Below are 22,591 nucleotides of genomic sequence, written 5' to 3'. Positions count from 1 at the left end.
GTCCACATGAGCAGCCCGAACGTCGCCGACCGGCGCGAACTGATCTCGTTCTGCATCGGCGAGCAGGAGTTCTGCGTCGACATCCGCGCCGTGCGCGAGATCCGCGGCTGGACGCCTGCGACTCCCTTGCCCAACACCCTCGGCTACATCCGCGGGGTCATCAACCTGCGCGGCGCGGTGCTGCCCGTCGTCGACCTGGGGAGCCGCCTCGAGATCGAGACGTCGGCCCCGACCGAACGGCACGTCATCATCGTCGTGCAGATCGGGCAGCGGACCATCGGGCTGCTGGTGGACGCGGTCTCGGACATCCTGACCGTCGACGAGGACACGATCCAGCCCGCGCCGGACGTGGGTTGCGACGCCAACCGCGCCTTCGTTCGGGGACTGATCCCCTCCGAGGGGCGCCTGATCAGCGTGATCAGCCTGGATGGCGTGCTGCCTGACGTTCCTGTCGAGGAGGCGGCCTGATGGGCGCTCAGGCCGCACACGCGGCGAGTTCCGCGGCCGGGGCGGCCTTCGTCCTCGAGCCGAAGGACTTCCGGTTCATCGCGGACATCCTGCATCGCGACTCCGGCATCCGTCTGGGCGAGGGCAAGAGCTCGCTGGTCTACTCGCGGCTGAGCAAGCGCCTGCGCGCCCTGGGACTGACCCGCTTCCGCGACTACTGCGAGCTGATCGAGAGCCCGGAAGGCCGCGAGGAGCGCGCGGCGCTGCTGAGCGCGCTGACGACCAACGTCACGCGCTTCTACCGGGAACCCCACCACTTCGAGGCCCTGCGCGAGCAGGTGGTCACGACGCTCGCGCCCGCGGCGCGGGCGGGCGCCCGGGTGCGCCTGTGGTCCGCCGGCTGTTCGAACGGCCACGAGCCCTATTCGATGGCGATGACGCTTCTCGACGCGCTGCCCGAAGCCGGCCGGCTGGATGTCCGCATCCTCGCCACGGACATCGACCCCGTCGTCGTGCAGCGGGCCCGCCTCGGGCAGTACGACCCGGCCGAGCTTCAGCCCGTCCCGCCCGCGCTTCGGCAGCGCTACAGCCAGGACGTGGACGGCCAGGCGGTGATGGCCGACGAAGTCCGCGCGCTGATCAGCTTCGGCACGCTGAACCTCCACGGCGCGTGGCCCATGAAGGGCGACTTCGACGCCATCTTCTGCCGCAACGTGGCGATCTACTTCGACGAGGCGGCGCAGGCGCAGCTCTGGCGCCGGTTCGCCGAGCGCCTGAGCCCGAAGGGGCGCCTCTACATCGGCCACTCCGAGCGCGCGGACGTCCCCGGCCTCACCAGCGCAGGCCTCACGATCTACCGGCGAGCGGCGTCATGAGCGGCCCTGCGAAGGTCCTGATCGTGGACGACTCGGCGACGATGCGGGCGCTGCTGCGCTCGCGGATCGCGGCGGACCCCCGGCTGCTGGTCGTCGGCGAGGCTGCGGACGCCGACGCCGCGCGCGCCGCCATCAAGGCGCTGAATCCCGACGTGATCACCCTCGACATCGAGATGCCGCGGATGAACGGGCTCGACTTCCTCGAGCGGCTCATGCGGCTGAGGCCGATGCCGGTGGTGATGGTCTCGAGCCTCACCAGCCGCGGCGCCGAGCTGACGCTGGCGGCCCTGGAGCTCGGCGCCATCGATTGCGTGGCGAAGGGCGGCCCGGCCGGCGCCGACGCGTTCGACGACCTGGCCGACATCCTGGTCGTGGCGGCCGGGGCCCACCCGCGCATGCGCGAGGCTCCCGCCGCCGTGGCGTCCGACTACGTGGCCGGCGACCGCGTCGTGGCGATCGGGTCGTCGACAGGCGGCGTCGAGGCGCTGCTGCACGTCCTGGCCTGCTTCCCGGCCAACTGTCCGCCCACCCTCGTCACCCAGCACATGCCGGCGAGTTTCACCGCCAGCTTCGCGGCGAGGCTCGACCGCGTCTGCGCGCCGGAGGTCTCGGAGGCGCAGGACGGAGCCGACGTGGTTCCAGGGCGGATCTACCTCGCGCCCGGCGGCGCGACCCACCTGACCCTGCAGTCCGGGTCGGGCGGGCGCCTCGCCTGCCGCCTCACCGCCGAAGGCCCCGTCAGCGGCCATCGGCCCTCCGTGGACGTCCTGTTCCGGTCGGTCGCGGCCGTGGGCGCGCGCGGCGTGGGGGTGATCCTGACCGGCATGGGCCGGGACGGAGCCGAAGGCCTCCTGGCGATGCGCCGCCGCGGCGCGACGACCATCGCCCAGGATGAGGCCACGTCGATCGTCTACGGCATGCCGCGGGCGGCGGAGGAGCTGGGCGCCGTCGAGCGCGTGCTTCCGCTGCACCGCATCGGACCTGCCGTCCTGCGCGCCGCCGCACAACCCCTTCAAGGAGCCGCCTGATGCCCGCCGCCGCCGCCCTCAAGGTGATGATCGTGGACGACCAGCTGACGATGCGCACGCTGGTGCGCAACGGGCTCAAGTCCATCGGAGTCGAGGAGATCGACGAGGCCGTCGACGGCGAGGACGGCCTGCGCCAGCTGCTGAACAAGTCCGTGAACCTGGTGATCTCGGACTACAACATGCCCAAGCTGGACGGCCTGAGCCTCCTGCGGGCCGTCCGCGCGGCGCCGCAGCTCGGCAAGGTGGGCTTCATCATGCTCACCGGCCGCGCCGACACCGACCTCGTCCAGCGCGCCGCGCAGTTCGGCGTCAACAACTACCTGGTGAAGCCGTTCACGGTCGCCAGCCTCCGGCAGAAGATCGAGGAAGTCTACGGGGCGCTCACGTGAGCGGGGCCACGGCCGTCCTCGACGCCGGGCGCAGGCTGCATGTCGTCCAGGGCGGCCATGCGATCTGCAGCGACGCCGACGTCTGCCTGACGACCATCCTGGGAAGCTGCGTGGCCGCCTGCCTGTGGGATCCGGTGGCCGGCGTCGGCGGCATGAACCACTTCCTGCTGCCCGAGCGGCCGGACGGCGCCGTGGGCGACCGGCGCTACGGCGTTCAGGCCATGGAGGTGCTGATCAACGGCCTCCTGCAACGCGGCGCGCGCCGCGACCGGCTGCGCGCCAAGGCCTTCGGCGGCGCGCGCATGGCGGCCCGGATGGTCGACATCGGCGCCCGCAACGCCGAATTCATCCGGACCTTCCTGGGAGACGAAGCCATTCCGCTGGTGGCCGGGAGCCTCGGCGGCGCCGCCGCCCGCCGGATCCAGTTCTGGCCGGCCAGCGGACGCGCACGCCAGCACAAGGTCGAGGATCGCACGCTCGCCGAGCGCGAGCACGTGCTGCTGAGGCCGGCGCCGGCGGCGCACGCGGGCGAGCTGGAGCTCTTCTGATGACGGCCGCCGACACCGCCGACCTGCCGCAGCTCCTGCAGTCCGTCGGCGAGGAACTCGTCCGCTGGGCCCGGTTCGGCGAGGCCTTCGAGCTGGTGCTGGCCCCGGTCATCGAGCGCCACGTGCTCTCGCGGGAGGAGGTCGAGGCGCTGCAGGGCCTCGACAGCCTCATCCAGCACCTGCACGAGCTGGGCGCGCTCTGCGCCGGACTGGGCGCCAGCGACCTGCCGGGCCTGGCCGACGGCGCGCACGCCGAGGCGCTGGACCGGATCCGTCTCTGCGACCTTCGCCGGCGGCTCGGCGGCGAGCAGACCGACGGCCCGTCCACGGGGGAGTGCGAGCTGTGGTAGCGCCCGCGGACAAGCCGGAACTGCGGCTGGACCTGCGTTCGGCGCACGTCCTGTGCGCCGACTCCACCTCGATCGGGCTCGATATCATCGCCCAGATCCTCCACGGCTTCGGGGTCGCCCAGGTCGTCCGCGCCTGCGGCCCGCAGGAGTTCCGCGACTGGATCAAGAAGAAGACCTTCGACCTGATCATCGTCGACGCCGAGATCGGCGACCACGAGGGCTTCGAACTCATCCGCGCCCTCCGCACGAGCGCCCCGGAGGCGAACCGGGTCGTCCCGGTGGTCTGCGTGAGCGGCTATCTCCCGAAGTCGCGGGTCGTCGCGGCCCGGGACTGCGGCGCCAACTTCGTCGTGGCCAAGCCGCTGAGCGCGGGCGTCCTCCTGGACCGCATCGTCTGGCTCGGGCGCCATGACCGGCTTTTCGTGGAAAGCCCCAACTACGTCGGCCCGGACCGGCGGTTCAAGAACTCGGGCATCCCGTCCGACACGGGCGGACGCCGCGCGGGCGACCTGTCCGTCAACGTCGGCCACCCCATCGGAGCGAATATGTCCCAGGACGAGATCGACGGCATGCTGAAGCCGCAGAGGCTGGGCCTGTGAGCAAGGTCAAGTTGCGGCCCGTGCGCTACCGCCTGCGCGACATGGTCGGCGGGACGCGGGGAGTCAGGGTGAGCGAAGCCCTGGCCCGGGCGGAGGCCAACCTGGAGCAGACGGCCGGCGTGCGGTGGGCGGCGCTGGACGAGGGCCTGCAGGAGCTGGTCCGGATGATCGGGCACGGCCGCGCAGAGCGTCCCGGCGACGACGAGCTTAAGCATGTCCGCCGGACCGCCAGCTCCATCATCGCCTGCTGCATGGAACAGCCGCTGCCGAGCGTGGCGCGGGTGCTGGCCAAGCTCTGCGAGATGACCGACAGCCTGCTGGCCTCGCGCTACTGGGTCGCCGGGGCGCTCGACCCGGCGATCGAGCTCGCGCTGCTCTGCCGGCGCGGCGAGGTCCCCGAGGCGCACGTCGGCCCGCTGCTCGACGCGCTGGATGCGTGCATCGCGCGCTACCGGGCGGAGGAGGAGGACGTCACCGCCTGAACCGCATCCGTTGCAGCCGGAAAAGGTTCTACCGCGGCGGTTAGGGCCGCCAGCCCTAGCCTTCTCGCAGGCTCTCGACAGGTCGAGGTAGAGAATGAAACTCGCCAACGCGCCGAATGGACGCTCGCTGATCGCCGCCCTCGATCAGTCGGCGATCGTGGCCGCTACCGATGGCGCCGGCCGCATCATCTACTGCAACGCCCGCTTCATCGAGGTCAGCGGCTACGCCGAGGTCGAACTGCTGGGCCGCAACCACAACATCCTCAACAGCGGCACGCACCCCAAGACGTTTTTCCAGGAGATGTACCGGACGATCACCTCGGGCGAGACCTGGCGCGGGACCGTCTGCAACCGGCGCAAGGACGGGGAGCTCTACTGGGTCGACACCACCATCGTGCCCGAGCGCGAGGGCGACGGTCCGATCACGGGCTACATCGCCATCCGCACCGAGGTCACCGGCCACGTGGCCGCCCTCCAGGCGCTGAAGCGGGCGAAGGAGGCGGCGCTGCGGGCGGGTTCGGCGAAGGACCAGTTCCTCGCCAACATGAGCCACGAAGTGCGGACTCCCCTCAGCGGCATCGTCGGCCTGGCCGAGGTGCTCGCGCGCACGCCGCTCACGGCCGAGCAGCGCGGCATGGTCGACCTGATCATGGACTCCAGCCACTCGCTGCGCCGGATCGTCGACGACGTGCTGGACCTCGCCAAGGCCGAGGCGGGCGAGCTGTCCATCGAGTCCCAGCCGTTCGACCTGCGCGAGGAGGTCGTCTCGGCCGCCGAGCTTCACCGCGTCCGTGCGGTGGAAAAGGGGCTCGCGTTTGACATCGCCTTCTCGGACGAAGCCTCGGGCTGGATATCGGCGGACCCGCTGCGCATGCGGCAGGTGCTCGCGAACCTGATCTCGAACGCGATCAAGTTCACCCAGGTCGGCTCGGTGCAGGTTCGCGTCACCCTCGACGAGACGGACGCAGGACTCGTCCTGGCGATCGAGGTGGAGGACACCGGCATCGGCTTCGACGAGGACACCGCGGCGCGGCTGTTCGACCGCTTCGCCCAGGCGGACGAGTCCACCGCGCGCAAGTTCGGCGGCACGGGGCTGGGCCTTCCGATCGCCCGCAACCTCGCCCAGCTCATGGGCGGCGACGTGACCACGCGCAGCCGTCCGGGCGAGGGCAGCTGCTTCCGGCTGACGATCCCCGTGACGAGGGCCGCGCCGCCCGGCGCGCTGACGCGGCCTGTCCCCGGGTCGGACGACGTGGCGGCCGCCGGCGTGCGGGTGCTGGTGGCCGAGGACCACCCCGTGAACCAGCTGGTGGTGAAGGGCCTGCTGGATCCGCTGGGCGTGGAACTCACGATCGTGCCGGACGGCGCCGAGGCGGTCCGCGAGGCCGCCATCGGCGCCTACGACGCCATCCTCATGGATCTGCAGATGCCCGTGATGGACGGCATCGAGGCCATCCGACGGATCCGCATGCGCGAACGGGCCGACCGCCGCGCGCGCACGCCGATCGCGGTCATGACCGCCAACACCTCGGATGCGCACCACCGCGCCGCTGAGGAGGCCGGCGCGGACGGCTTCATCCCCAAGCCGCTGTCCCTGGACACATTGCTGGGCGGTCTCGAGGACCTGCTGGCGGGCCTGAGCCGCGCGGCGGCGGCCTAGGTTTCAGGGTCAGTTCCAGATCGGCGATCTCGACAGCTTCCGGCCGTCCCGGCGAATGCCGGGACCCAGATCCACGTGCGAGATCTTGGTTGGAGGGGCTTCAAGCCTAGGAACCCGCATCTGAGCCATTCCATCTGGATCCCGGCCTTCGCCGGGATGATCGGGTATCGTGTGTTGAAACAGCCGATCTCGCAGGGCCTGAGCCTGGAGCCGTCCCCTCAGGGCGGAGCGTCGGGGCGCCAATCCGCCGCGATCGCCAGGCGGAGCAGTTCCGGCAGCGAGCGCGTCTGGGTCTTCACGTGCAGCAGGCGGCGGTATTCTTCCACGGTGCGCGCGCTGATACCGAGCTGCGCGGCGATCGTGCGCGAGTTGCCGCCCGCCATCAGGGCCGACAAGACCTCGCCTTCGCGCGGCGAGAGGCTGGCGAGGCGGTGGGTGGCGCTGATCCGCGCCGCGGCGCGCTGCCGGGCGTCATGGCGGGCGCGCACCCGCTCCAGGGCGGCGAGCAGATCGTCCTGTTCGAAGGGCTTCTCGATGAAGTCGTCGGCGCCCTCCTTCATGGCGCGGACGGCCATCGCGACCTCGCCGTAGGCCGACATCACGATCACCGGGTTGGTCCGGCCGCGGGACCGCAGATCGGACAGCAGGCTGAAGCCGTCCCGCCCCGGCATCCGGAGATCCGTGAGCACGCAGAGGTCCTCGTCGTCGGCGATCTTCCGGAGGGCGGCGTCCACCGACTCGGCGGTCTCGGTCGGAATCCCGAGGACGGCGTCCAGCAGGGTCCGGAGGGACGACCTCATCCCATCATCGTCATCGACGACCAGGATCCGGAGATCCGCTGGTGCATCCATCCTTCCGCGCCCCGCAAGCACACCGGAGACCCGGCTAAGAATTACCCGCTACGGGTAATTGCCGATCTGATTCCCCCAGTCGGGGAGCAAGTCAACGACAGGTTGCCGTCACGCTGGGCGCGACCTTTCAGCGCGCGCCGCCGATGCCGTCGAGGGCCTCGACCAATTGCTGCAGGGACATGCGCCCGCGGGTGGCGGCGAAGTCGGTTTCCAGCCGCGCCAGGCGCTGCTGGGCCTGGCCGAGCACGTCGCGGCCCCGGTCGGTGATCGCCACCATCTTCGTGCGGCGATCGTGCACATGCTGCCGGCGCTCGACGAGGCGGTGCATCGAGAGCTCGTCGACCAGCCGGGTGACCGAGGCCGGCGACACGCGCAGGCGCGCCGCGAGGGCGCTCTGCGACAGGCCGCGCGGCCCCTCGTGAGCCACGCCCTGGAGCGCCCGCATCGCCGCGAACGAGAGGCCTTGCGGAGCCAGGTCGCGGCTGAAGGACTCGGTGATCCTGCGCGCCGCCTGGAACAGGGCGTCCATCAGGGCGCCATCGCCGGAACCTGCCTCGGGGGCCGCTGCCCGTAACCCACTCATGACAAACCTTCGTGAAACTGGCCGGCGAACGCGGCGGCCGGCGATGGAGGGTGCGCGGCGACAACTGGCCGACCGCGATGCTCTGCCGTCAGGCGGCGCGGATGGACGTCGGCGCCCAGCGCCAGGCGACGGCGCGTTCCCGGGCCTGCTGTTCCAGCAGCGTCCGGGCCACGTCCAGCAACCTTTCGGGATTGACGGGCTTGGAGAGCGCGACGTCGGCGCCGAGGAGCTTGGCCAGCCTCAGGACATCCATGCCGCACTGCGTGCCGCCGCCCGAGATCGCGATCATCTTCGGTGGGAAGGTCTCCTGGCGCAGTGCGATGATCGTCTCGATCCCGTCCTGCTCGGGCATGAAGATGTCGGTGACCACCAGATCCGCGGGCTCCACGTTGAACAGGGCCATGGCGGCGCGGCCGTCGTCGGCCTGCTGCACCTGATATCCGGCATCGCGGAAGATCTCGGCGATCAGGGTCTGGCAGACGATGTCGTCGTCGATGATCAGGATGCTCTGCGTCACGTCTGGTTCCCCCCGCCGCCTGCCTGCGGCCGTCCAGACAAGAAAGTCATAGCGGGTGGAAAACTTCACCCTGGGACAATTACTTACGGCAATTCCGACCCTTGGTTGCGCGCCAGCAGATCCGAGACCGCCTGGGCAAGACGGTCGCCCAGCACGGGCTTCTCCAGGAGCAGGGCGGCCGCGCGGTTCGCCCGCCGCCGGAGCTGGCGTGGCGGCAGCGTCGCCATCAGGACGATGGGCAGCGGGTCGCCCTGGCGCCGCAGCGCCTCCACCACGTCGATGGCCGACGCCCCCCTCATGTTCGCGTCCACGACGAGGACCGAGGGCGCGAGCGCCGCGACGCGCGCCAGGAGGTCGTCCGTGCTGCTCGCCAGCTCGACTTCGCAGCCGCGAACGCGCAGGCCGAAGCGCAGGGCTTCGCGCACGGCGATGTCGTCTTCCACGAGGAGGACGAGCGGACGGGCGGCAGCGAGGCGGGGCATCGACCGTTCCGGTGGACATGGATACTGGGCCAGAAGGAGGCCGCAGCACCGCTAACACCGCGCGCTCCGGGCGCACAGTTGAGGCGGTTGCGTACGTAGAAACCCGTAGATCGAGCCGGCGGCTTCCCAACGCCGCAACGGGTCGGCTAGGCTCTCGTAACCCCTGTCGTGTCGCCTCATGCACGCCAAGCGTGAGTCGTCCTGAGCGTCGCACCATGACCCGCGCAGCATTTTCACGTTTCGTGCCGGGCATTCTCATCGCAACGTCGTTGGGGCTGTTGGCGTTCGCGGCGGGCGGTGTGCTCCAGGCCGCGCGCGCAGATCGTGCGGTCGCCCGAGAGGTCGCCGCGGCGTTCCAACGGGTCGGGCTGGCGGACGAGCTGGCCCTGTCGCTAGCCGCCATGAATGCGGAGATCGATCGTAACGCGGACGGGGGACCGCTCCCCGTAGCGTACGCGCAGGCGCAGCGCACCGCCGCGGCGCAGCTATCCGCCCTGGAGCGGGTCGTCGGGGGCGATCCGCAACAGGGCCCCCGCCTCTCGAGCGTGCGGACCGCCCTGACGATGGACGGCGCCCTGGCGTCCCGGACCGCGATCGCCGCCGCTGAAGCTGCTGTGGTCGAGTTCCGGCGTGAGGAGCGGCGGCGCCTCATGGCCGCGCGCGCCGGCTCGTACGACCGCCGAGCCTGGGCCATCTACAGCGCGATCGCCGCCACGGGCGCCGGCTTCCTGGCGGGCGGCATGGCCACGACGGCCCTCATATGGCGCCGCCGGGCGATCGAGGCCGAACTCGTGGCCGCGGCGCACGATGCGCGCAACAGCGCGGAACTCCTGGCCGGGATCGGCGCGGCGACGCCGGACCTCATCTACGCCAAGGACCGCGATCGCCGCGTGATCTACGCGAACGCGGCGGCGCTGCAGGTTCTGGGGAAGAGCTGGGAGGAGACGGTCGGCCGGACCAGCGAGGAGATCACCAACGACTTCAACCCCCAGGAAATCGAAGCGGACCTGCAGGTGCTCGCGACCGGGGAGGAGCATCGGTCGGAGCTCGAATGGACGACGCCCGACGGGATCGACCGCTTCTACCGAGTCACCAAGTTCCCGCTGCGCAACGCCGAGGGCGAGGTGGTGGGCGTCGGCGGCGTCAGCACCGAGATCACCGACACCTTCGCCACGCGCGCGGAGCTCGCCAACACCATCGCGCACCTGGAGATGCGCGAGGCGCACCTGAGCTCGATCCTGGCCTCCATCCCCGACGCCATGATCGTCATCGACGAGCGCGGCGCCATCCAGTCCTTCAGCGCCGCCGCCGAGCGGCTGTTTGGCTGGACCGCCGCCGAGATGGACGGGGTCAACGTCAACCGCCTGATGCCGGAGCCCTACCGCGGCGGGCACGACGGCTACCTCAGCCGCTACCTGGCCACCGGCGAGCGGCGCATCATCGGCGTGGGGCGCGTGGTGGTCGGTGAGCGCAAGGACGGATCCACGTTCCCGATGGAGCTCGCCGTCGGCGAGATGCGCACCGGACGCGTCCGGTTCTTCACGGGCTTCGTCCGGGACCTCACCGAGCGCCAGGCCGCCGAGCGCCGCTTCCAGGACGTGCAGGCGGAGCTGGCCCACGTCAGCCGGCTGTCGGCCATGGGCGAGATGGCCTCGGCTCTCGCGCACGAGCTCAACCAGCCCCTGGCCGCCACGGTGAACTACATCCAGGGCGCCATGCTTCTCCTGGACCGGCCTGAGTTCGACCGCGACCTCGCGCGCGAGGCCCTGAGCGACGCGCGCGAGCAGATGCTGCGCGCGGGCTCGATCATCCGCCGGCTGCGGGAGTTCGTGGCCAAGGGCGAGACCGAGCATTCCATCGAGAACCTGTCGCAGCTGCTGGAGGAAGCCGGCGCCCTGGCGATGGTGGGCGCCAAGGACCGCGGGGTGCGTCTCCGCTACGACGTCGCGACCTCGGCCAGGTTCGTGCTGGTGGACCGGGTGCAGATCCAGCAGGTGCTGCTCAATCTGATCCGCAACGCCGTGGAAGCTATGGCCGACGCCGAGCGCCGCGAACTGACCGTGGGCGCCAGGGACGCGCCGGACGAGATGGTGCAGATCATCGTGAAGGACACCGGGCCCGGCATCAGCCCGGAGATCGCCGAGCACCTATTCCAACCGTTCATGACCACCAAGCGCGATGGCATGGGCGTGGGGCTTTCCATCTCGCGCACGATCGTGGAAGCCCACGGCGGCCGGATCTGGGCCGAGCCCAATCCGGCGGGCGGCACGATCTTCAACTTCACGCTCCGCGCGATGCCGACGCGCGACATCGAGGAGGCCGTACTTGCCTGACCGGCTCGAGATCTACGTCGTCGACGACGACGAAGCGGTCCGGAAGTCCCTGAACTTCATGCTGCGGGCCGCGGGCTTCCTGGTGCGGACCTATGACAGCGCCGCGGACTTCCTGGCGGACGCGAAGGACCTTGGGCCGGGCTGCCTGCTGACCGACGTCCGGATGCCGGACATGGACGGCCTTGAACTCCTGCGCCGGATGAAGGCCCAGGGCCTCGCGTTCCCGGTGGTGGTGATGACCGGCCACGGCGACGTGCCGCTCGCGGTCGAGGCGATGAAGCTGGGCGCGGCCGACTTCATCGAGAAGCCGTTCAGCGACGAGGTGCTGCTGGCGGCCCTGGGCGCGGCGCGGCGCGGCGTGAGCCTGAACGGGGAGGCGGACGCGCAGCCCTACAAGGACCTGGTGGCGAAGCTCACCCCCCGCGAGGTGGAGGTGCTGAAGAGCGTGGTGGCCGGGCACACGAACAAGGTGATCGGCCGCCAGTTCGGGATCAGTCCCCGGACCGTGGAGGTGCACCGGGCGAACCTCATGCTCAAGCTGAACGTGACCACACTCTCCGAACTGGTCCGCACGGCCCTCCTCGCAGGGCTCTGAACGTCTGAGGTTGCCGGGAAGAGCCGGCGCGCCTGCGGAGGCAGGCGGCGGCTTGCTTCTAGGCCGTGCGCGTGAGCGTGGGGGCTTCGGCGGCGACGGCAGGCTCCACCGTGCGGCCGGCCGCCTGGGCGATGCGGCGGAACGTGGCCAGCGCCTGACCGGTCACCTGGTCCATGTTGTAGTAGCGGTAGGTGGCCAGGCGACCCACGAACAGAACCTCCGGGGTGCGCTGGGCGAGCGCCTCGTACTTCTTGAAGAGGGCCTGGTTCTCGGGCCGCGGGACCGGGTAGTAGGGGTCGCCGTCGGCGCGCGGGTACTCGTAGGTGATCGTGGTGCGCGGCGAGACCTGCCCCGTCATGTGCTTGTATTCGCTGATCCGCGTGTAGGGCGTCGACTCGTCGGGATAGTTCACCGTGCCGACCGCCTGGAACTGCTCCTGCTCGAGCGTTTCGTGCCGGAAGGCGAGGCTGCGGTAGGGCAGCTTCCCGTAGCGGTGGTCGAAGTACTCGTCGATCGGGCCGGTGAAGATCAGCCGGTCGAACACGGCCTCGTCCCGCACGTCCTCGAACTCCACGCCGGTCTGGATCGTGACCCCGGGCCGGTCCAGCATGTTCTCGAACATGCGCGTGTAGCCCTCGGCCGGCATGGCCTGGAACCTGTCGGTGAAGTAGCGGTCGTCGGTGTTGACGCGTGTCGGCACCCGGGCCGTGACCGACTTGTCGAGCTCGGACGGGTCCATGCCCCACTGCTTGCGGGTGTAGCCGCGGAAGAAGGTCTCGTAGAGCTCGCGCCCGACCTGGCTGATCACCACGTCCTCGGAGGTGCGGATCCGCTCCACGGGCTCGGCGCGGCTCTTGAGGTAGGCCTCGGCCTCGGCGTCGCTGGCGAGCTGCAGGCCGTAGAGGGCGTTCAGCGTCGTCCGGTTGATGGGGATGGGCACCTGCTGGTCCCCGACCTGGGCCAGGACGCGGTGCTCGTACGGACGCCAGCCGGTGAACTGCGACAGGTAGCCGAACACCTCCTCGGAGTTGGTGTGGAAGATGTGCGGGCCGTAGCGGTGCATGAGCACGCCCGCGGCGTCCTTCTCGTCGTAGGCGTTGCCGCCGATGTGCGGGCGCCGGTCCACCAGCAGCACCCGCTTGCCGAGCTGGGAACTGAGGCGTTCGGCCAGCACGGATCCCGCGTAGCCCGCGCCGACGATCAGGTAGTCGAAGGGGCGCCTGCGGTCGGACGGGCGCGCGACCGGCGCGCCGAGCATGACGCGGGCGGCGGCGGCGTGCGCCGAGAGCACCTTGGCGATCTCGGCGGACATGGCCTCGAAGGTGTGCTCCCAGGACATGGCGGCGAGGGCCGTGTCCGCGGCCTCCAGCCAGGGGCCGGGCTGGCGGGCCAGCCGCAGCGCGACCTCGCAGGCCTCCACGAACGCCGGCGCCGTGTCGGCGATCTTCACGGCCTCCAGCTCTCCGTAGTGCCGGATCACGTCCGTGATGGGGGTCGAGACCACCGGGCGGCCGCCGGACAGGTACTCGGGCGTCTTGGTGGGGCTGATGAAGCGCGTGGCCTCGTTCACGGCGAAGGGCATCAGCGCCACGTCCCAGCCCGACAGGTAGGCCGGCAGCTCGGCGTACGTCTTGCCGCCCAGGAAGTGGAGGTTGGGACGGCGCGGCAAGGTGTCGGGGTCGATCTTCACGACCGGTCCCACCATCACCAGCCGCCAGTCGGGCCGCGCGTCGGCGACGGCGGCCAGGAGATCGAGGTCCATGCGCTCGTCGACGACCCCGTAGAAGCCCAGGCGCGGCCCTGGAATGGCGCCCTGATCCTCGGGCGAGTGATCTCCCTTGCGGGCCTGCGCGAAGTGCTGGCGGTCGACGCTGGAGGGGAAGGGATGGATGTTCGGGTGCCGGTCGCGTTTGGCTTCCCACAGGCTGTAGCCGCCGGTGAACACCACGTCGGCCAGCGACATCAGTTCCTGCTCCAGGGACACGAGCTCGGGCGGAGCGAACTTGAAGTTCGCGAGCTCGTCCATGCAGTCGTAGACGGTGCAGGCGGACGAGAGGTGCCGCGAGAACGGCAGCATCATCGGCGTGTAGTACCAGCGGACCAGCTGGTGCTCGGCGGGCAGGGCCTGGTCCAGCAGGGCCTTCAGGGCGGCTTCCCGCGCAGGGCCCTGCAGGTCGTCCGGGAGGCGCGGGGTGGCGACCGTGACGCCGCTCTGGGCGCATACCCGGGCGTCGAGCGATGGCGGTGAACCGGGGGCCGACGGCAGCGGCTCTTCCCAGAAGATCACCTGCCGATCGCGCGCGAAGCGCGTCATCAGGTGCTGCGGACGCTGGAAAACAAAATCCCACCGAAGATGAGAGAAGCAGACCAGGAGGTTTCGGCGGGACGCGATCACGGGGTTTTCCTGAGTTTGAAACGCGGAAACGAGCAACGCCCGCCAGAGGCGGGCGTGAAGCGAATGGGGAGCCGGCTCACTCTGCCGCGTCCGCGACGCGTGGAGCCCGGAAGGCTCTGGGGCCGGCGCCGTAGGCGGGATGACGCTCCCAGCGGACCGCGTCGCCGACGATCTCTTCCAGCGACGGACGTGTCGCCGTCCAGCCGAGCACCGATCGCGCCCGGGAGGGGTCGGCGACGAGGCTCGGCGGGTCGCCGGCCCGGCGTGGCCCGACCGCGTGCGGCGTCGGGCGGCCGAGCGCCCGGTCGACGGCCTGGATGACCTCACGGACGGATCGTCCGTGTCCCGTGCCGACGTTCACAGCCTCGAAGCCGCCCGCGGGCAAGGGCGCCTCCAGCGCCGCCACATGGGCCGCCGCGAGGTCGCAGACATGGATATAGTCCCGCAGGCACGTCCCGTCGGGCGTGTCGAAGTCGTCGCCGAAGAGCGTCAGCGGGCTCCCGGCGCCCAGGCCGGCCGCGATGGCCAGGGGGATGAGGTGGGTCTCGGGCTCGTGCGCCTCGCCGATCCCGCCGGAGGGGTCGGCGCCCGCGGCGTTGAAGTATCGAAGGGCCACAGCGGACAGCCCGAAGGCCCGGCAGTGCGCCTCGATCAGCCGCTCGCCGGCCAGCTTGGTGTCGCCATAGGGGCTGGAGGGGGCCTTGGGGTCGGCCTCGCGGATGGGCGCGAGGGCGTCGCGGCCGCTCTGGCCATAGACCGCCGCGCTGGAGGAGAAGACCAGCCTGGGCACGTTGCGCGCGCGCATCGCCTCGAGCACCCCCGCCGTGCCGCCGACGTTCACGTCCCAGAACAGGTCCGGCCGCGCGACCGAGCGCCCGACCTCGATCAGGCCCGCGAAGTGGATGACGGCGGTGACGCCATGGGCGTCGATGGCGTCGGTCAGCCGCGCACGGTCGCGGATGTCGCCATGGACGAAGGGGCCCCAGCGAACCGCTTCCCGGAAACCCGAGCTCAGGTTGTCGTAGACGACAGGCTGATGGCCCCGCTCGTACAACGCCTTCGCCGTGTGCGCGCCGATATAACCCGCGCCCCCGGTGACAAGGACGACCTGCCTCGTTCCCCGATTCATGGACTGGTAAATGGCCAGAGAGGGTGTCTCGTTCCCGTGGCCCCGAACACGGACCGCTGGAACAAAATCGCTGGTGCGGCATTGGCCTAGATCGCCAGGGATGCCGCGTGATGCTGGAGCTGTGGGGCGGGCACGAGTGCACCGTCAATCGCGTGGGCGAGGTCTATTTCGACCAGACGCTCCGCTCCGGGCATGAGACCCGCATCGGAGACCTTGACCGGTTCGCGGACCTCGGGTTGAAGGCGCTCCGGTACCCGGTCCTGTGGGAGCGCGCGTGCCCGACCGTCGATGCGGCGGCCGACTGGAGCTGGACCGACGCGCGGCTCGGTCGCATCCGCGCGCTGGACATGCGCCCCATCGTGGGCCTGCTCCACCACGGCAGCGGGCCGCCGGGGACGAGCCTGCTCGATCCGGACTTTCCGGCCCGCTTCGCGCGCTACGCCCGGGCCGCCGCGGAGCGGTATCCCTGGGTCGACGACTGGACGCCGATCAACGAGCCTTTGACCACCGCGCGCTTCGCGGCCCTGTACGGGCTCTGGTACCCGCACGTGCGCGACGAGACGGCGTTCTGGACGGCGCTGCTGAACCAGATCGAGGCGACCTGCCTCGCCATGGGCGAGATCCGGGCGGTCAATCCTGCGGCGCGACTGATCCAGACCGAAGACCTCGGTCGTACCTACGGCACCCGGCCGGTCGGCCACCAGGTGGCCTACGACAACGCCCGCCGCTGGATGACCTGGGACCTGCTCTGCGGGCGGGTCACGCCCGGCCACTTCCTGCACGGGCGGCTGGCGGCGTTCGGGCTGGGCGACCGGCTCGCGGACCTCTCGGAGCACCCGTGCGCGCCGGACGTCGTGGGGGTGAACCACTACCTCACGAGCGACCGGTTCCTGGATCACCGCGTCCAGGACTATCCGCCGGCGGTCCGGGGCGGGAACGACTGGATGGCCTTCGCCGACGTGGAGGCGATCCGTGTCGCGAGCCCCGCGCCGGGCGGTCTGGAGGGCGCGCTGGAGGAGGCGTTCGCGCGCTACGGCCTGCCGCTCGCGGTGACGGAGAGCCACAACGGCTGCACGCGCGAGGAACAGGTTCGCTGGGTGCGCGAGGCCTGGGACATCGCCGAACGGCTGAGAGCCCGCGGCGTGGACGTGCGCGCCGTGACGGCCTGGGCCCTCCTGGGCTCGCACGACTGGCAGAGCCTGCTGACCCGCGCCGAAGGGGCCTATGAGGTCGGCGCCTTCGACGTGCGTGGCGGCGTCCCGAGGCCCACCGCCGTCGCCCAGGAACTGAAGCGCCTCGCAACGCAGGGCGGTGCGCCGCATCCGGCCACCACCGGCCCCGGCTGGTGGCGGCGTGACGTCCGGCTGGAGTACAGGCCCGTGATCCGCACCCCCGACGGCGCCGAGCCCCGGCGCGAATGGCGCTCCGGTCCCGGCGACGGGCGGCCCCTCCTGATCGCCGGCGCCACAGGCACCCTGGGACAGGCCCTGGCGCACGCCTGCGAACTGCGCGGCATCACCTATCACCTCACCAACCGGCGCGAACTCGACCTGGAGAACCCGGACGCCATCGCCCGCCGGCTCGACGACACGGGCGCCTGGGGCGTGATCAACGCCGCCGGCTGGGTCCGCGTGGACGAGGCCGAGACGAAGCGGGACGCGTGCTTCGCCGCCAACGCCAGGGGCGCGATCGACCTGGCGCGCGCCTGCGCCCGGCGGGGTCTTCGCTACGTGACCTACTCCAGCGACCTCGTCTTCGACGGCCGGAAGGGCGAGGCGTACGTCGAAGCCGACGCGCCGTCGCCGCTCAACGTCTACGGCGCCAGCAAGGCCGAGGCCGAGCGGGGCGTCATGGAGGCCTGCGATACGGCCCTCGTGCTGCGGACGTCGGCGTTCTTCTCGCCGCACGACGCCTACAACTTCGCCCACCACGTGCGGCTGACGCTGATGGACGGCGAGCGCTTCCAGGCGGCGGACGACCTCGTGGTCTCGCCGACCTATGTGCCGCACCTCGTGGAAGCCAGCCTGGACCTGCTGATCGACGGGGACACGGGGATCCGGCACCTGGCCAACGGCGGCGCGGTCACCTGGGCGGAGTTCGCCGGCCGGCTGGCGCGCGCGCTGGACCTCGACGAACGGCTCGTGGTCGGCGTTCCGCATGCGACGTTCGGCTGGGCCGCCGCCCGGCCGCCGGCCGTGGCGCTGGCGACGGAGCGCGGCGAGGTGCTGCCCTCGCTCGACGACGCCATCCGGCGCTACGCCCAGCGCGTCGGCGAGTGCGGCCTGATCCATGCGGAGGAAGCGCTCGAGCGTCGCGGCGGCGCGCCCGCCGCGCGCCTGCGCTGAGCCTCAGTTTCTCGCGCCGGGGACCCCGGAGTCGTCGTCCTCGTCCGCCTCGAACGCGGTGTCGTCCTCGTCGAGCAGCTCGTCGGCCGCATCGATCAGGGCATCGAGCTGCTCGGCGGTCAGCGTCAGCGAGACCGCGCCGCCCTCGTCGTCCTCGAACCGCAGCAGGAAGTCGCCGTCTCGGGGCGTGATCTCGAACTTGGCCAGGCTGTTCATGCGCGGTCCTCCGTGGGGGGCAGGGAGAACACGTGAACCGCGCGATCGTTCAGCCGAGGGCGCGGGCGGCCGCGACGACGCGCTGGGCCTTCTCTCTCGTCTGTGCCGCGTCCTGGCCCGGGCGGTAGAGCTCCCCGCCCAGGCCGAAGCCCCGGGCGCCGGCCTCCCACCACTGCGCCATGGCGTCGGGCCCCACGCCGCCCACCGCCCAGACGTCGGCGTCCGCGGGCAGCACGGCGCGCAGCTGGCGGAGGTGGGTGGTCCCGTAAGTCGCGGCCGGGAACAGCTTCAACCGGCGCGCGCCGGCCTCGTAGGCGTCGAAGGCCTCGGTGGCGGTGGCGAAGCCCGGCACGGGTTCGAGGCCCAGATCCAGTGTCCGGCGGATCACGTCGGGCCGGGTGTTCGGCGAGACGACGATGCGGCCGCCGGCCGCGGCGACCTCGTCCACCTGCGCGGGCGACAGCACAGTCCCGGCGCCGACCGCCATCCGGCCCGCGAACGCCTCGGCGATGCGCCGGACGCTCTCCAGGGGCTGCGGGGAGTTCAGGGGGACCTCGACCGCCCGGACGCCGGCCTGGAAGAGGGCCTCGACGTGCGCCGAGGCCTCGTCGGGCGTCACGCCGCGAAAGATCGCCACGACCGGGCAGGCTGCCAGCGCGTCCTCGAGCCTCAAGGCGATCTCCCTGCCAGATGAAGCGCTCTGAGCCCCGCCACCGCGGCGGCCTCGCCGTCGAAGGCGCGGGTCGCGACGCCGCGCGCCTGCAGGGCGCGGGCGTAGAGCGCGCAAAGCCGGGCGTCGCCCAGCAGGACGACCTCGTCCGAGAGCCCGCCGGCGCCCGCGCCCAGGAGCTGCGGCGTGGCCGCCACGTCGGCGCCGATCAGCAGACCGGACAGGTAGCTGGACGAGGTCTCGGGCGCCGCGCCGCCGCCCACGACCCGGGCGCGCACGGTGAAGAGCCGGGCGGCCAGCGCGTCGCCGTCGCCGGCGGCCGCGAGGCCGGCGTCGAACGCCCCGCTGTCGTCCGGCGGCGCGTCGCTCTTGAGCACGCTGTGCTTCGACAGCACCGCGAACAGCTCGCCCGTCATGGCGGTGACGAAGTCGGACAGGCGCCCGTCCTCCACGACCATCCACTTGGTGTGCGTGCCCGGATGACAGACCAAGCTGCGGCCGCGCGCGTGGTCCGGGTGCTGCGCGAGCCAGCCGAACAGTTGGGTTTCCTCGCCCCGCATCACGTCGCCCTGGCCGTCGAACCCGCGCGATCGCACCCCGGGCACGATCCGCACGTCCGGCGAGCCGGGGGCTTCCGTCATGGCCGAGGCGAGGTCGGCGAGGGTGGCCGGACAGTCGCGATAGGGCACGGTCGTCCAGCCCAGATTGGACCCGACCATCCCGCAGAGCACCGCCGGAAGGCCCTCGGCGCCGAGGGCGGGGCGAACCTGTTCGGCAAACACCCGCGGCGCCTCGCCGGCCGCGAGCCGCGAGACTCCAAGCGGGAGGTCCCGGTCGACCAGGACGGCGCCCGACGCATCCAGCGTCCAGGCCCGCAGATTGGTGGTCCCCCAGTCGCAGGCGAGGAGTGCGGGTTCCGCCATCAGACCCGGCCCGCGTCGACGACCAGGTTCTGGCCGGTCATCATGCGGCTCTCGTCCGAGGCCAGGAACAGGGCGGCGCGGGCGATGTCCTGCGGCAGGATCCGGTCCTTCAGCGCCACCTGGTCGGCCCAGGCGGCCTCGGCCTGCGGGGTCAGCCACAGCTCGAGCTGGCGCTCGGTGACCACCCAGCCGGGCGACAGCGCGTTGACGCGGATCCGGTCCGGCCCCCACTCGCGGGCGAGGCCCTTGCTCAGGCTGTTGATCGCGCCCTTCGCGGCCACGTACGCCGACATGCCCGCCGGCCCCCACAGGGCGTTGATCGAGCTGACGTTGACGATTGCGCCGCCGCCCGCCGCCTTCATCATCGGATAGACCGCCACCGAGGCGATCAGGGCGGGGTCCAGGTTGACCGCCAGCGCCTTGCGCCACGCGTCCGGCGTCAGGTCGGCGGCTGCGTGGCGGGTGTCGTTCGCCACATTGTTGATCAGCACCGTCACCGGGCCCAGCTCCGCGGCGGCGTCGCCGATCGCCGCCTGCAGCGCTGCGGCGTCGGTGACGTCGCAGCGGCGGAACCAGCCGCCGACCTGCGCGGCCAGCGCGTCGCCGGCCTCCTGCTGCAGGTCGACGAACGCCACCCGGCAGCCCTGGGCGGCGAAATGCTCCACGAAGCTCGCGCCGATGCCCGAGGCGCCGCCGGTCACGAAGACGACGCGGTCCTTCAGGCTGGGGTAGGCGGCCACGTCCATCTCAATGGGACTCGCGCGTCACGTCGGCGCTCGACTTGCCGACCAGGAAGTCGAGGTCGGCGCCCTGGTCCGCCTGCAGGACGGTGTCGATGTAGAGCTTGTACCAGCCGCGGGTGAAGTCCGAGGGCCGGCGCTGGGCCGCCCAGGCCTCCCGCCGGCGGGCGAGTTCGGCGTCGTCGACGAGAAGGCCCAGCGTCCGACCGGGCCCGTCGAAGGCGATCTCGTCGCCGGTGCGGACGAGCGCGAGGGGCCCCCCGGCCTCGGCCTCCGGCGAGACATGCAGGATCACCGTGCCGTACGCGGTGCCGCTCATGCGTGCGTCCGAGATGCGCACCATGTCGCGCACGCCCTGCTGCAGCAGCTTCGGGGGGAGCGCCATGTTCCCGACCTCGGGCATTCCCGGGTAGCCCTTCGGCCCGCAGCCCTTGAGAACCAGGATCGACGTCGCATCGACCTCGAGATCCGGGTCGTCGATGCGGGCCTTGTAGTCCTCGATGTCCTCGAACACGACCGCTCGCCCGCGGTGGGTGAGCAACTCGGGCGAGGCGGCGCTGGGCTTCAGGATCGCGCCGTCCGGGCAGAGATTGCCGCGCAGCACCCAGACCCCCGACGAGGGCCCCACGGGTTCGGCCATCGAGCCGATCACCTCGCGGTTCCAGACCTCGGCGGCGTCGGCGATCTCGCCCTGGGTGTGCCCGGACACCGTCATCGCGTCGCGGCGGAAGGCGCCGGCCATCTCGCGCATCACCGCCGGACAACCGCCGGCGTAGCAGAAGTCCTCCATCAGGAACCGGCCGGACGGCATCAGGTCGACCAGCAGCGGGACCTCGCGGCCCAGCCGGTCGAAATCCTCGAGGCTGAGCTCCACGCCGACGCGTCCGGCCAGCGCCAGCAGGTGGACCACCGCGTTGGTCGAGCCGCCGATGGCCGCGTGCATCAGGATCGCGTTCTCGAACGCCTCGCGGGTCAGGATCTGCGACAGCCGGACGTCGTCCTTCACGAGCTGGACGATGCGGTTGCCGGTGAGGTGCGCCAGCGTCTTGCGGCGGGCGTCGACGCCCGGCAGCGCCGCGTTGTTCGGCAGGCAGACGCCCAGCGCCTCCATCAGGCTCGCCATGGTCGAGGCCGTGCCCATGGTGTTGCAGACGCCGTGGCTGCGGCTCATCGAGCTCTCGGCCGAGAGGAAGTCCTTCAGCGTCATCTCGCCGGCCCGCACGGCTTCGGAGAACCGCCAGACGTCGGTGCCGGAGCCGATGTCGCGGCCCTGCCACTTGCCGTTCAGCATCGGGCCGGACGAGACGACCATGGTGGGCAGGTCCACGCTGGCGGCGCCCATGAGCTGGCCCGGCGTGGTCTTGTCGCAGCCGCCCAGCAGTACGACGCCGTCGATCGGATTGGCGCGGATCGACTCCTCGACCTCCATGGCCAGCAGGTTGCGGAACAGCATCGCCGTGGGCCGCATCTGGGTCTCGGGCAGGCTCATGGCCGGGAACTCGATCGGCACGCCGCCGGCCTCCCAGACGCCCCGCTTCACATACTCGGCGAGGTCGCGCAGGTGGAACTGGCAGGTGACCAGCTCGGACCAGGTGTTGCAGATCCCGATGACCGGCCGGCCGTCGAAGACGTGGTCGGGAAGCCCCGTGCCCTTGATCCAGCTGCGGTGGATGAAGCCGTCCCGGTCCAGCTTGCCGTAGCTTCTCTGGCTGCGCAGCTTCCTGTCCGCCACCTGGCGTCCCCTTCTCGATCCCTGGGGCTAAACCCCCAAGCGGGCATGCAGGTTCTGTCCATACCCGGCGAAGGACGCGAGGGGCAGTCCGGGAATGCCGGCCGCCGGGCGAGGGCGGTCAGCCCGCCGCCGGCCGGTCGACTGCGACGCTTGCGCGCAGCGTCGGGGCCCAGGCGGGCTTCGGCTGCGGCCACGCGCCGCGCCGACTGGGCTCGGCGGGTCAGGCGCGCCGCGCCAGAGCGGCTCGTCCGCGCCCGCCTGGGGCCGCCTGTTCTCCAGGAATTTCAGCAACTTGTGGAGGCGGCGATCCGGCTCGGGTGGGGCCGTACGTCGCCACTGCGCGCGCATCCCGACCGGCGGGCGTCTGCGACAACCTGACGGCCGCGTTTTGGTTCCGTTCAACCTTTCGAGTCGACTATCTTCCCCACGAGCAACCCGGGCGGGGGCCCGCAGAGTCATGACGTTGTCCAGCTATTCCGACGTGTTTTCGATCTCTCACGAGAGAGAGCACCCCGAGGACATCCACCCGGGAGATCTCGTCCGGACGGGCGAGAACTACCACCCGCACTACGAGGTGGTCGCGGTGAACGGGGACAAGGCCTGGGTCCGGAACGTGCAGAACGGGGCCGACAGCCTGGCCCTCCTGGCGCGCTGCCGGAAGATCGCCCCGTCCCTGATGATGGCCGCCGAGTAGGCTCCGAC

General features: G+C 71.3%; 24 protein-coding genes. 13 read left to right on the top strand and 11 right to left on the bottom strand.

The features are described 5' to 3' along the window. Nucleotides 1–6: 6 nt before the first annotated feature. The 9 genes from JNK30_RS21675 (at nucleotide 7) to JNK30_RS21635 (ending at nucleotide 6,378) form a co-directional block, all read left to right on the top strand. On the top strand, nucleotides 7–468 hold the full coding sequence (locus JNK30_RS21675; protein ID WP_293485640.1) for a chemotaxis protein CheW: 462 nt from the start codon (nucleotides 7–9) through the stop codon (nucleotides 466–468). Continuing rightward, nucleotides 468–1,322, top strand: a complete 855-nt coding sequence (locus tag JNK30_RS21670; RefSeq protein ID WP_293485638.1) for a protein-glutamate O-methyltransferase — start codon at nucleotides 468–470, stop codon at nucleotides 1,320–1,322. Before JNK30_RS21675 ends, JNK30_RS21670 begins: the two co-directional genes overlap by 1 nt. Then, nucleotides 1,319–2,350, top strand: a complete 1,032-nt coding sequence (locus JNK30_RS21665; RefSeq protein WP_293485636.1) for a chemotaxis response regulator protein-glutamate methylesterase — start codon at nucleotides 1,319–1,321, stop codon at nucleotides 2,348–2,350. The genes JNK30_RS21670 and JNK30_RS21665 overlap by 4 nt, the downstream gene beginning before the upstream one ends. Next, nucleotides 2,350–2,739 (top strand): response regulator, encoded by a 390-nt coding sequence (locus JNK30_RS21660; RefSeq protein WP_293485634.1) that lies wholly within the window; start codon nucleotides 2,350–2,352, stop codon nucleotides 2,737–2,739. The genes JNK30_RS21665 and JNK30_RS21660 overlap by 1 nt, the downstream gene beginning before the upstream one ends. After that, on the top strand, nucleotides 2,736–3,287 hold the full coding sequence (locus tag JNK30_RS21655) for a chemotaxis protein CheD (protein WP_293485632.1): 552 nt from the start codon (nucleotides 2,736–2,738) through the stop codon (nucleotides 3,285–3,287). Before JNK30_RS21660 ends, JNK30_RS21655 begins: the two co-directional genes overlap by 4 nt. Further along, nucleotides 3,287–3,637 (top strand): hypothetical protein, encoded by a 351-nt coding sequence (locus JNK30_RS21650; RefSeq protein WP_293485630.1) that lies wholly within the window; start codon nucleotides 3,287–3,289, stop codon nucleotides 3,635–3,637. Before JNK30_RS21655 ends, JNK30_RS21650 begins: the two co-directional genes overlap by 1 nt. After that, complete coding sequence (locus JNK30_RS21645) at nucleotides 3,631–4,236, top strand: response regulator (protein ID WP_293485628.1); 606 nt, start codon at nucleotides 3,631–3,633, stop codon at nucleotides 4,234–4,236. Before JNK30_RS21650 ends, JNK30_RS21645 begins: the two co-directional genes overlap by 7 nt. Then, on the top strand, nucleotides 4,233–4,718 hold the full coding sequence (locus tag JNK30_RS21640; RefSeq protein WP_293485626.1) for a hypothetical protein: 486 nt from the start codon (nucleotides 4,233–4,235) through the stop codon (nucleotides 4,716–4,718). The genes JNK30_RS21645 and JNK30_RS21640 overlap by 4 nt, the downstream gene beginning before the upstream one ends. Nucleotides 4,719–4,812: 94 nt before the next feature. Further along, entirely contained in the window at nucleotides 4,813–6,378 is a 1,566-nt protein-coding gene (locus tag JNK30_RS21635; protein WP_293485625.1) for an ATP-binding protein, read from the top strand. Between the two features lie 218 nt (nucleotides 6,379–6,596). On the opposite strand, the gene JNK30_RS21630 is transcribed toward JNK30_RS21635, so the two are convergent. The 4 genes from JNK30_RS21630 to JNK30_RS21615 all read right to left on the bottom strand — a co-directional run bounded on the left by JNK30_RS21630 (nucleotide 6,597) and on the right by JNK30_RS21615 (nucleotide 8,811). Further along, the gene (locus JNK30_RS21630; RefSeq protein WP_293485623.1) at nucleotides 6,597–7,229 is read right to left on the bottom strand and encodes a response regulator; all 633 of its coding nucleotides are present in this window, start codon (nucleotides 7,227–7,229) and stop codon (nucleotides 6,597–6,599) included. Between the two features lie 127 nt (nucleotides 7,230–7,356). After that, nucleotides 7,357–7,758, bottom strand: a complete 402-nt coding sequence (locus JNK30_RS21625; protein ID WP_293485621.1) for a MarR family transcriptional regulator — start codon at nucleotides 7,756–7,758, stop codon at nucleotides 7,357–7,359. 142 nt (nucleotides 7,759–7,900) lie between these two features. Further along, nucleotides 7,901–8,329: a response regulator gene (locus JNK30_RS21620; RefSeq protein ID WP_293485620.1), complete on the bottom strand. Its 429-nt coding sequence runs from the start codon at nucleotides 8,327–8,329 to the stop codon at nucleotides 7,901–7,903. A gap of 83 nt (nucleotides 8,330–8,412) precedes the next feature. Further along, a complete protein-coding gene (locus JNK30_RS21615; RefSeq protein WP_293485619.1) occupies nucleotides 8,413–8,811 on the bottom strand; it encodes a response regulator in 399 nt (132 codons plus the stop codon). Nucleotides 8,812–9,212: 401 nt separating this feature from the next. Here JNK30_RS21615 and JNK30_RS23025 point away from each other — a divergent pair, with 401 nt between their 5' ends. Then, nucleotides 9,213–11,144 carry a PAS domain S-box protein gene (locus JNK30_RS23025; protein WP_367118774.1) on the top strand — a complete coding sequence of 644 codons (1,932 nt, stop codon included), beginning with the start codon at nucleotides 9,213–9,215 and terminating at the stop codon, nucleotides 11,142–11,144. Further along, nucleotides 11,137–11,739: a response regulator FixJ gene (gene fixJ, locus JNK30_RS21600; protein ID WP_293485617.1), complete on the top strand. Its 603-nt coding sequence runs from the start codon at nucleotides 11,137–11,139 to the stop codon at nucleotides 11,737–11,739. The genes JNK30_RS23025 and fixJ overlap by 8 nt, the downstream gene beginning before the upstream one ends. Before the next feature lie 58 nt (nucleotides 11,740–11,797). Here the strand turns inward: fixJ and glf are convergent, their stop codons facing one another. After that, nucleotides 11,798–14,053, bottom strand: a complete 2,256-nt coding sequence (gene glf, locus JNK30_RS21595) for a UDP-galactopyranose mutase (protein WP_293485615.1) — start codon at nucleotides 14,051–14,053, stop codon at nucleotides 11,798–11,800. 157 nt (nucleotides 14,054–14,210) lie between these two features. Next, nucleotides 14,211–15,263 (bottom strand): UDP-glucose 4-epimerase GalE, encoded by a 1,053-nt coding sequence (galE, locus tag JNK30_RS21590; protein WP_293485613.1) that lies wholly within the window; start codon nucleotides 15,261–15,263, stop codon nucleotides 14,211–14,213. 110 nt (nucleotides 15,264–15,373) lie between these two features. Between galE and JNK30_RS21585 the strand changes: the two genes are divergently transcribed. Beyond that, nucleotides 15,374–17,608 carry a sugar nucleotide-binding protein gene (locus JNK30_RS21585; RefSeq protein WP_293485727.1) on the top strand — a complete coding sequence of 745 codons (2,235 nt, stop codon included), beginning with the start codon at nucleotides 15,374–15,376 and terminating at the stop codon, nucleotides 17,606–17,608. A gap of 3 nt (nucleotides 17,609–17,611) precedes the next feature. Here JNK30_RS21585 and JNK30_RS21580 read toward each other — a convergent pair whose 3' ends face one another. From JNK30_RS21580 to JNK30_RS21560, 5 genes are read right to left on the bottom strand one after another with little or no spacing between them, the layout of a single operon-like run. Beyond that, entirely contained in the window at nucleotides 17,612–17,824 is a 213-nt protein-coding gene (locus JNK30_RS21580) for a hypothetical protein (protein WP_293485611.1), read from the bottom strand. Nucleotides 17,825–17,873: 49 nt separating this feature from the next. Continuing rightward, nucleotides 17,874–18,497, bottom strand: a complete 624-nt coding sequence (locus JNK30_RS21575) for a 2-dehydro-3-deoxy-6-phosphogalactonate aldolase (protein WP_293485610.1) — start codon at nucleotides 18,495–18,497, stop codon at nucleotides 17,874–17,876. Next, nucleotides 18,494–19,417 carry a 2-dehydro-3-deoxygalactonokinase gene (locus JNK30_RS21570; RefSeq protein WP_293485608.1) on the bottom strand — a complete coding sequence of 308 codons (924 nt, stop codon included), beginning with the start codon at nucleotides 19,415–19,417 and terminating at the stop codon, nucleotides 18,494–18,496. The genes JNK30_RS21575 and JNK30_RS21570 overlap by 4 nt, the downstream gene beginning before the upstream one ends. Continuing rightward, nucleotides 19,417–20,163, bottom strand: a complete 747-nt coding sequence (locus JNK30_RS21565) for an SDR family NAD(P)-dependent oxidoreductase (RefSeq protein WP_293485606.1) — start codon at nucleotides 20,161–20,163, stop codon at nucleotides 19,417–19,419. The genes JNK30_RS21570 and JNK30_RS21565 overlap by 1 nt, the downstream gene beginning before the upstream one ends. A 1-nt stretch (nucleotide 20,164) precedes the next feature. Continuing rightward, nucleotides 20,165–21,889, bottom strand: coding sequence for an IlvD/Edd family dehydratase (locus JNK30_RS21560; protein WP_293485604.1), 1,725 nt, complete (start codon nucleotides 21,887–21,889; stop codon nucleotides 20,165–20,167). Nucleotides 21,890–22,346: 457 nt separating this feature from the next. Here JNK30_RS21560 and JNK30_RS21555 point away from each other — a divergent pair, with 457 nt between their 5' ends. Next, nucleotides 22,347–22,583: a hypothetical protein gene (locus JNK30_RS21555; protein WP_293485602.1), complete on the top strand. Its 237-nt coding sequence runs from the start codon at nucleotides 22,347–22,349 to the stop codon at nucleotides 22,581–22,583. The last annotated feature ends 8 nt before the right edge of the window (nucleotides 22,584–22,591 follow it).

This window comes from Phenylobacterium sp. (genome assembly GCF_016793225.1).
GTDB lineage: Bacteria > Pseudomonadota > Alphaproteobacteria > Caulobacterales > Caulobacteraceae > Phenylobacterium.
Note: the sequence above shows the minus strand (reverse complement) of the source record. Positions and strands in the feature narration are given on the sequence as shown.

What these genes read in the sequence shown, in the direction of transcription:
- galE (WP_293485613.1), bottom strand. Translation starts at nt 15,263, where the DNA reads ATGAATCGGGGAACGAGGCAGGTCGTCCTTGTCACCGGGGGCGCGGGT.
- JNK30_RS21625 (WP_293485621.1), bottom strand. Translation starts at nt 7,758, where the DNA reads ATGGACGCCCTGTTCCAGGCGGCGCGCAGGATCACCGAGTCCTTCAGC.
- glf (WP_293485615.1), bottom strand. Translation starts at nt 14,053, where the DNA reads ATGACGCGCTTCGCGCGCGATCGGCAGGTGATCTTCTGGGAAGAGCCG.
- JNK30_RS21585 (WP_293485727.1), top strand. Translation starts at nt 15,374, where the DNA reads ATGCTGGAGCTGTGGGGCGGGCACGAGTGCACCGTCAATCGCGTGGGC.
- JNK30_RS21650 (WP_293485630.1), top strand. Translation starts at nt 3,287, where the DNA reads ATGACGGCCGCCGACACCGCCGACCTGCCGCAGCTCCTGCAGTCCGTC.
- JNK30_RS21580 (WP_293485611.1), bottom strand. Translation starts at nt 17,824, where the DNA reads ATGAACAGCCTGGCCAAGTTCGAGATCACGCCCCGAGACGGCGACTTC.
- JNK30_RS23025 (WP_367118774.1), top strand. Translation starts at nt 9,213, where the DNA reads ATGAATGCGGAGATCGATCGTAACGCGGACGGGGGACCGCTCCCCGTA.
- JNK30_RS21630 (WP_293485623.1), bottom strand. Translation starts at nt 7,229, where the DNA reads ATGGATGCACCAGCGGATCTCCGGATCCTGGTCGTCGATGACGATGAT.
- JNK30_RS21670 (WP_293485638.1), top strand. Translation starts at nt 468, where the DNA reads ATGGGCGCTCAGGCCGCACACGCGGCGAGTTCCGCGGCCGGGGCGGCC.
- JNK30_RS21665 (WP_293485636.1), top strand. Translation starts at nt 1,319, where the DNA reads ATGAGCGGCCCTGCGAAGGTCCTGATCGTGGACGACTCGGCGACGATG.
- JNK30_RS21570 (WP_293485608.1), bottom strand. Translation starts at nt 19,417, where the DNA reads ATGGCGGAACCCGCACTCCTCGCCTGCGACTGGGGGACCACCAATCTG.
- JNK30_RS21615 (WP_293485619.1), bottom strand. Translation starts at nt 8,811, where the DNA reads ATGCCCCGCCTCGCTGCCGCCCGTCCGCTCGTCCTCCTCGTGGAAGAC.
- JNK30_RS21675 (WP_293485640.1), top strand. Translation starts at nt 7, where the DNA reads ATGAGCAGCCCGAACGTCGCCGACCGGCGCGAACTGATCTCGTTCTGC.
- JNK30_RS21565 (WP_293485606.1), bottom strand. Translation starts at nt 20,163, where the DNA reads ATGGACGTGGCCGCCTACCCCAGCCTGAAGGACCGCGTCGTCTTCGTG.
- JNK30_RS21635 (WP_293485625.1), top strand. Translation starts at nt 4,813, where the DNA reads ATGAAACTCGCCAACGCGCCGAATGGACGCTCGCTGATCGCCGCCCTC.
- JNK30_RS21660 (WP_293485634.1), top strand. Translation starts at nt 2,350, where the DNA reads ATGCCCGCCGCCGCCGCCCTCAAGGTGATGATCGTGGACGACCAGCTG.
- JNK30_RS21555 (WP_293485602.1), top strand. Translation starts at nt 22,347, where the DNA reads ATGACGTTGTCCAGCTATTCCGACGTGTTTTCGATCTCTCACGAGAGA.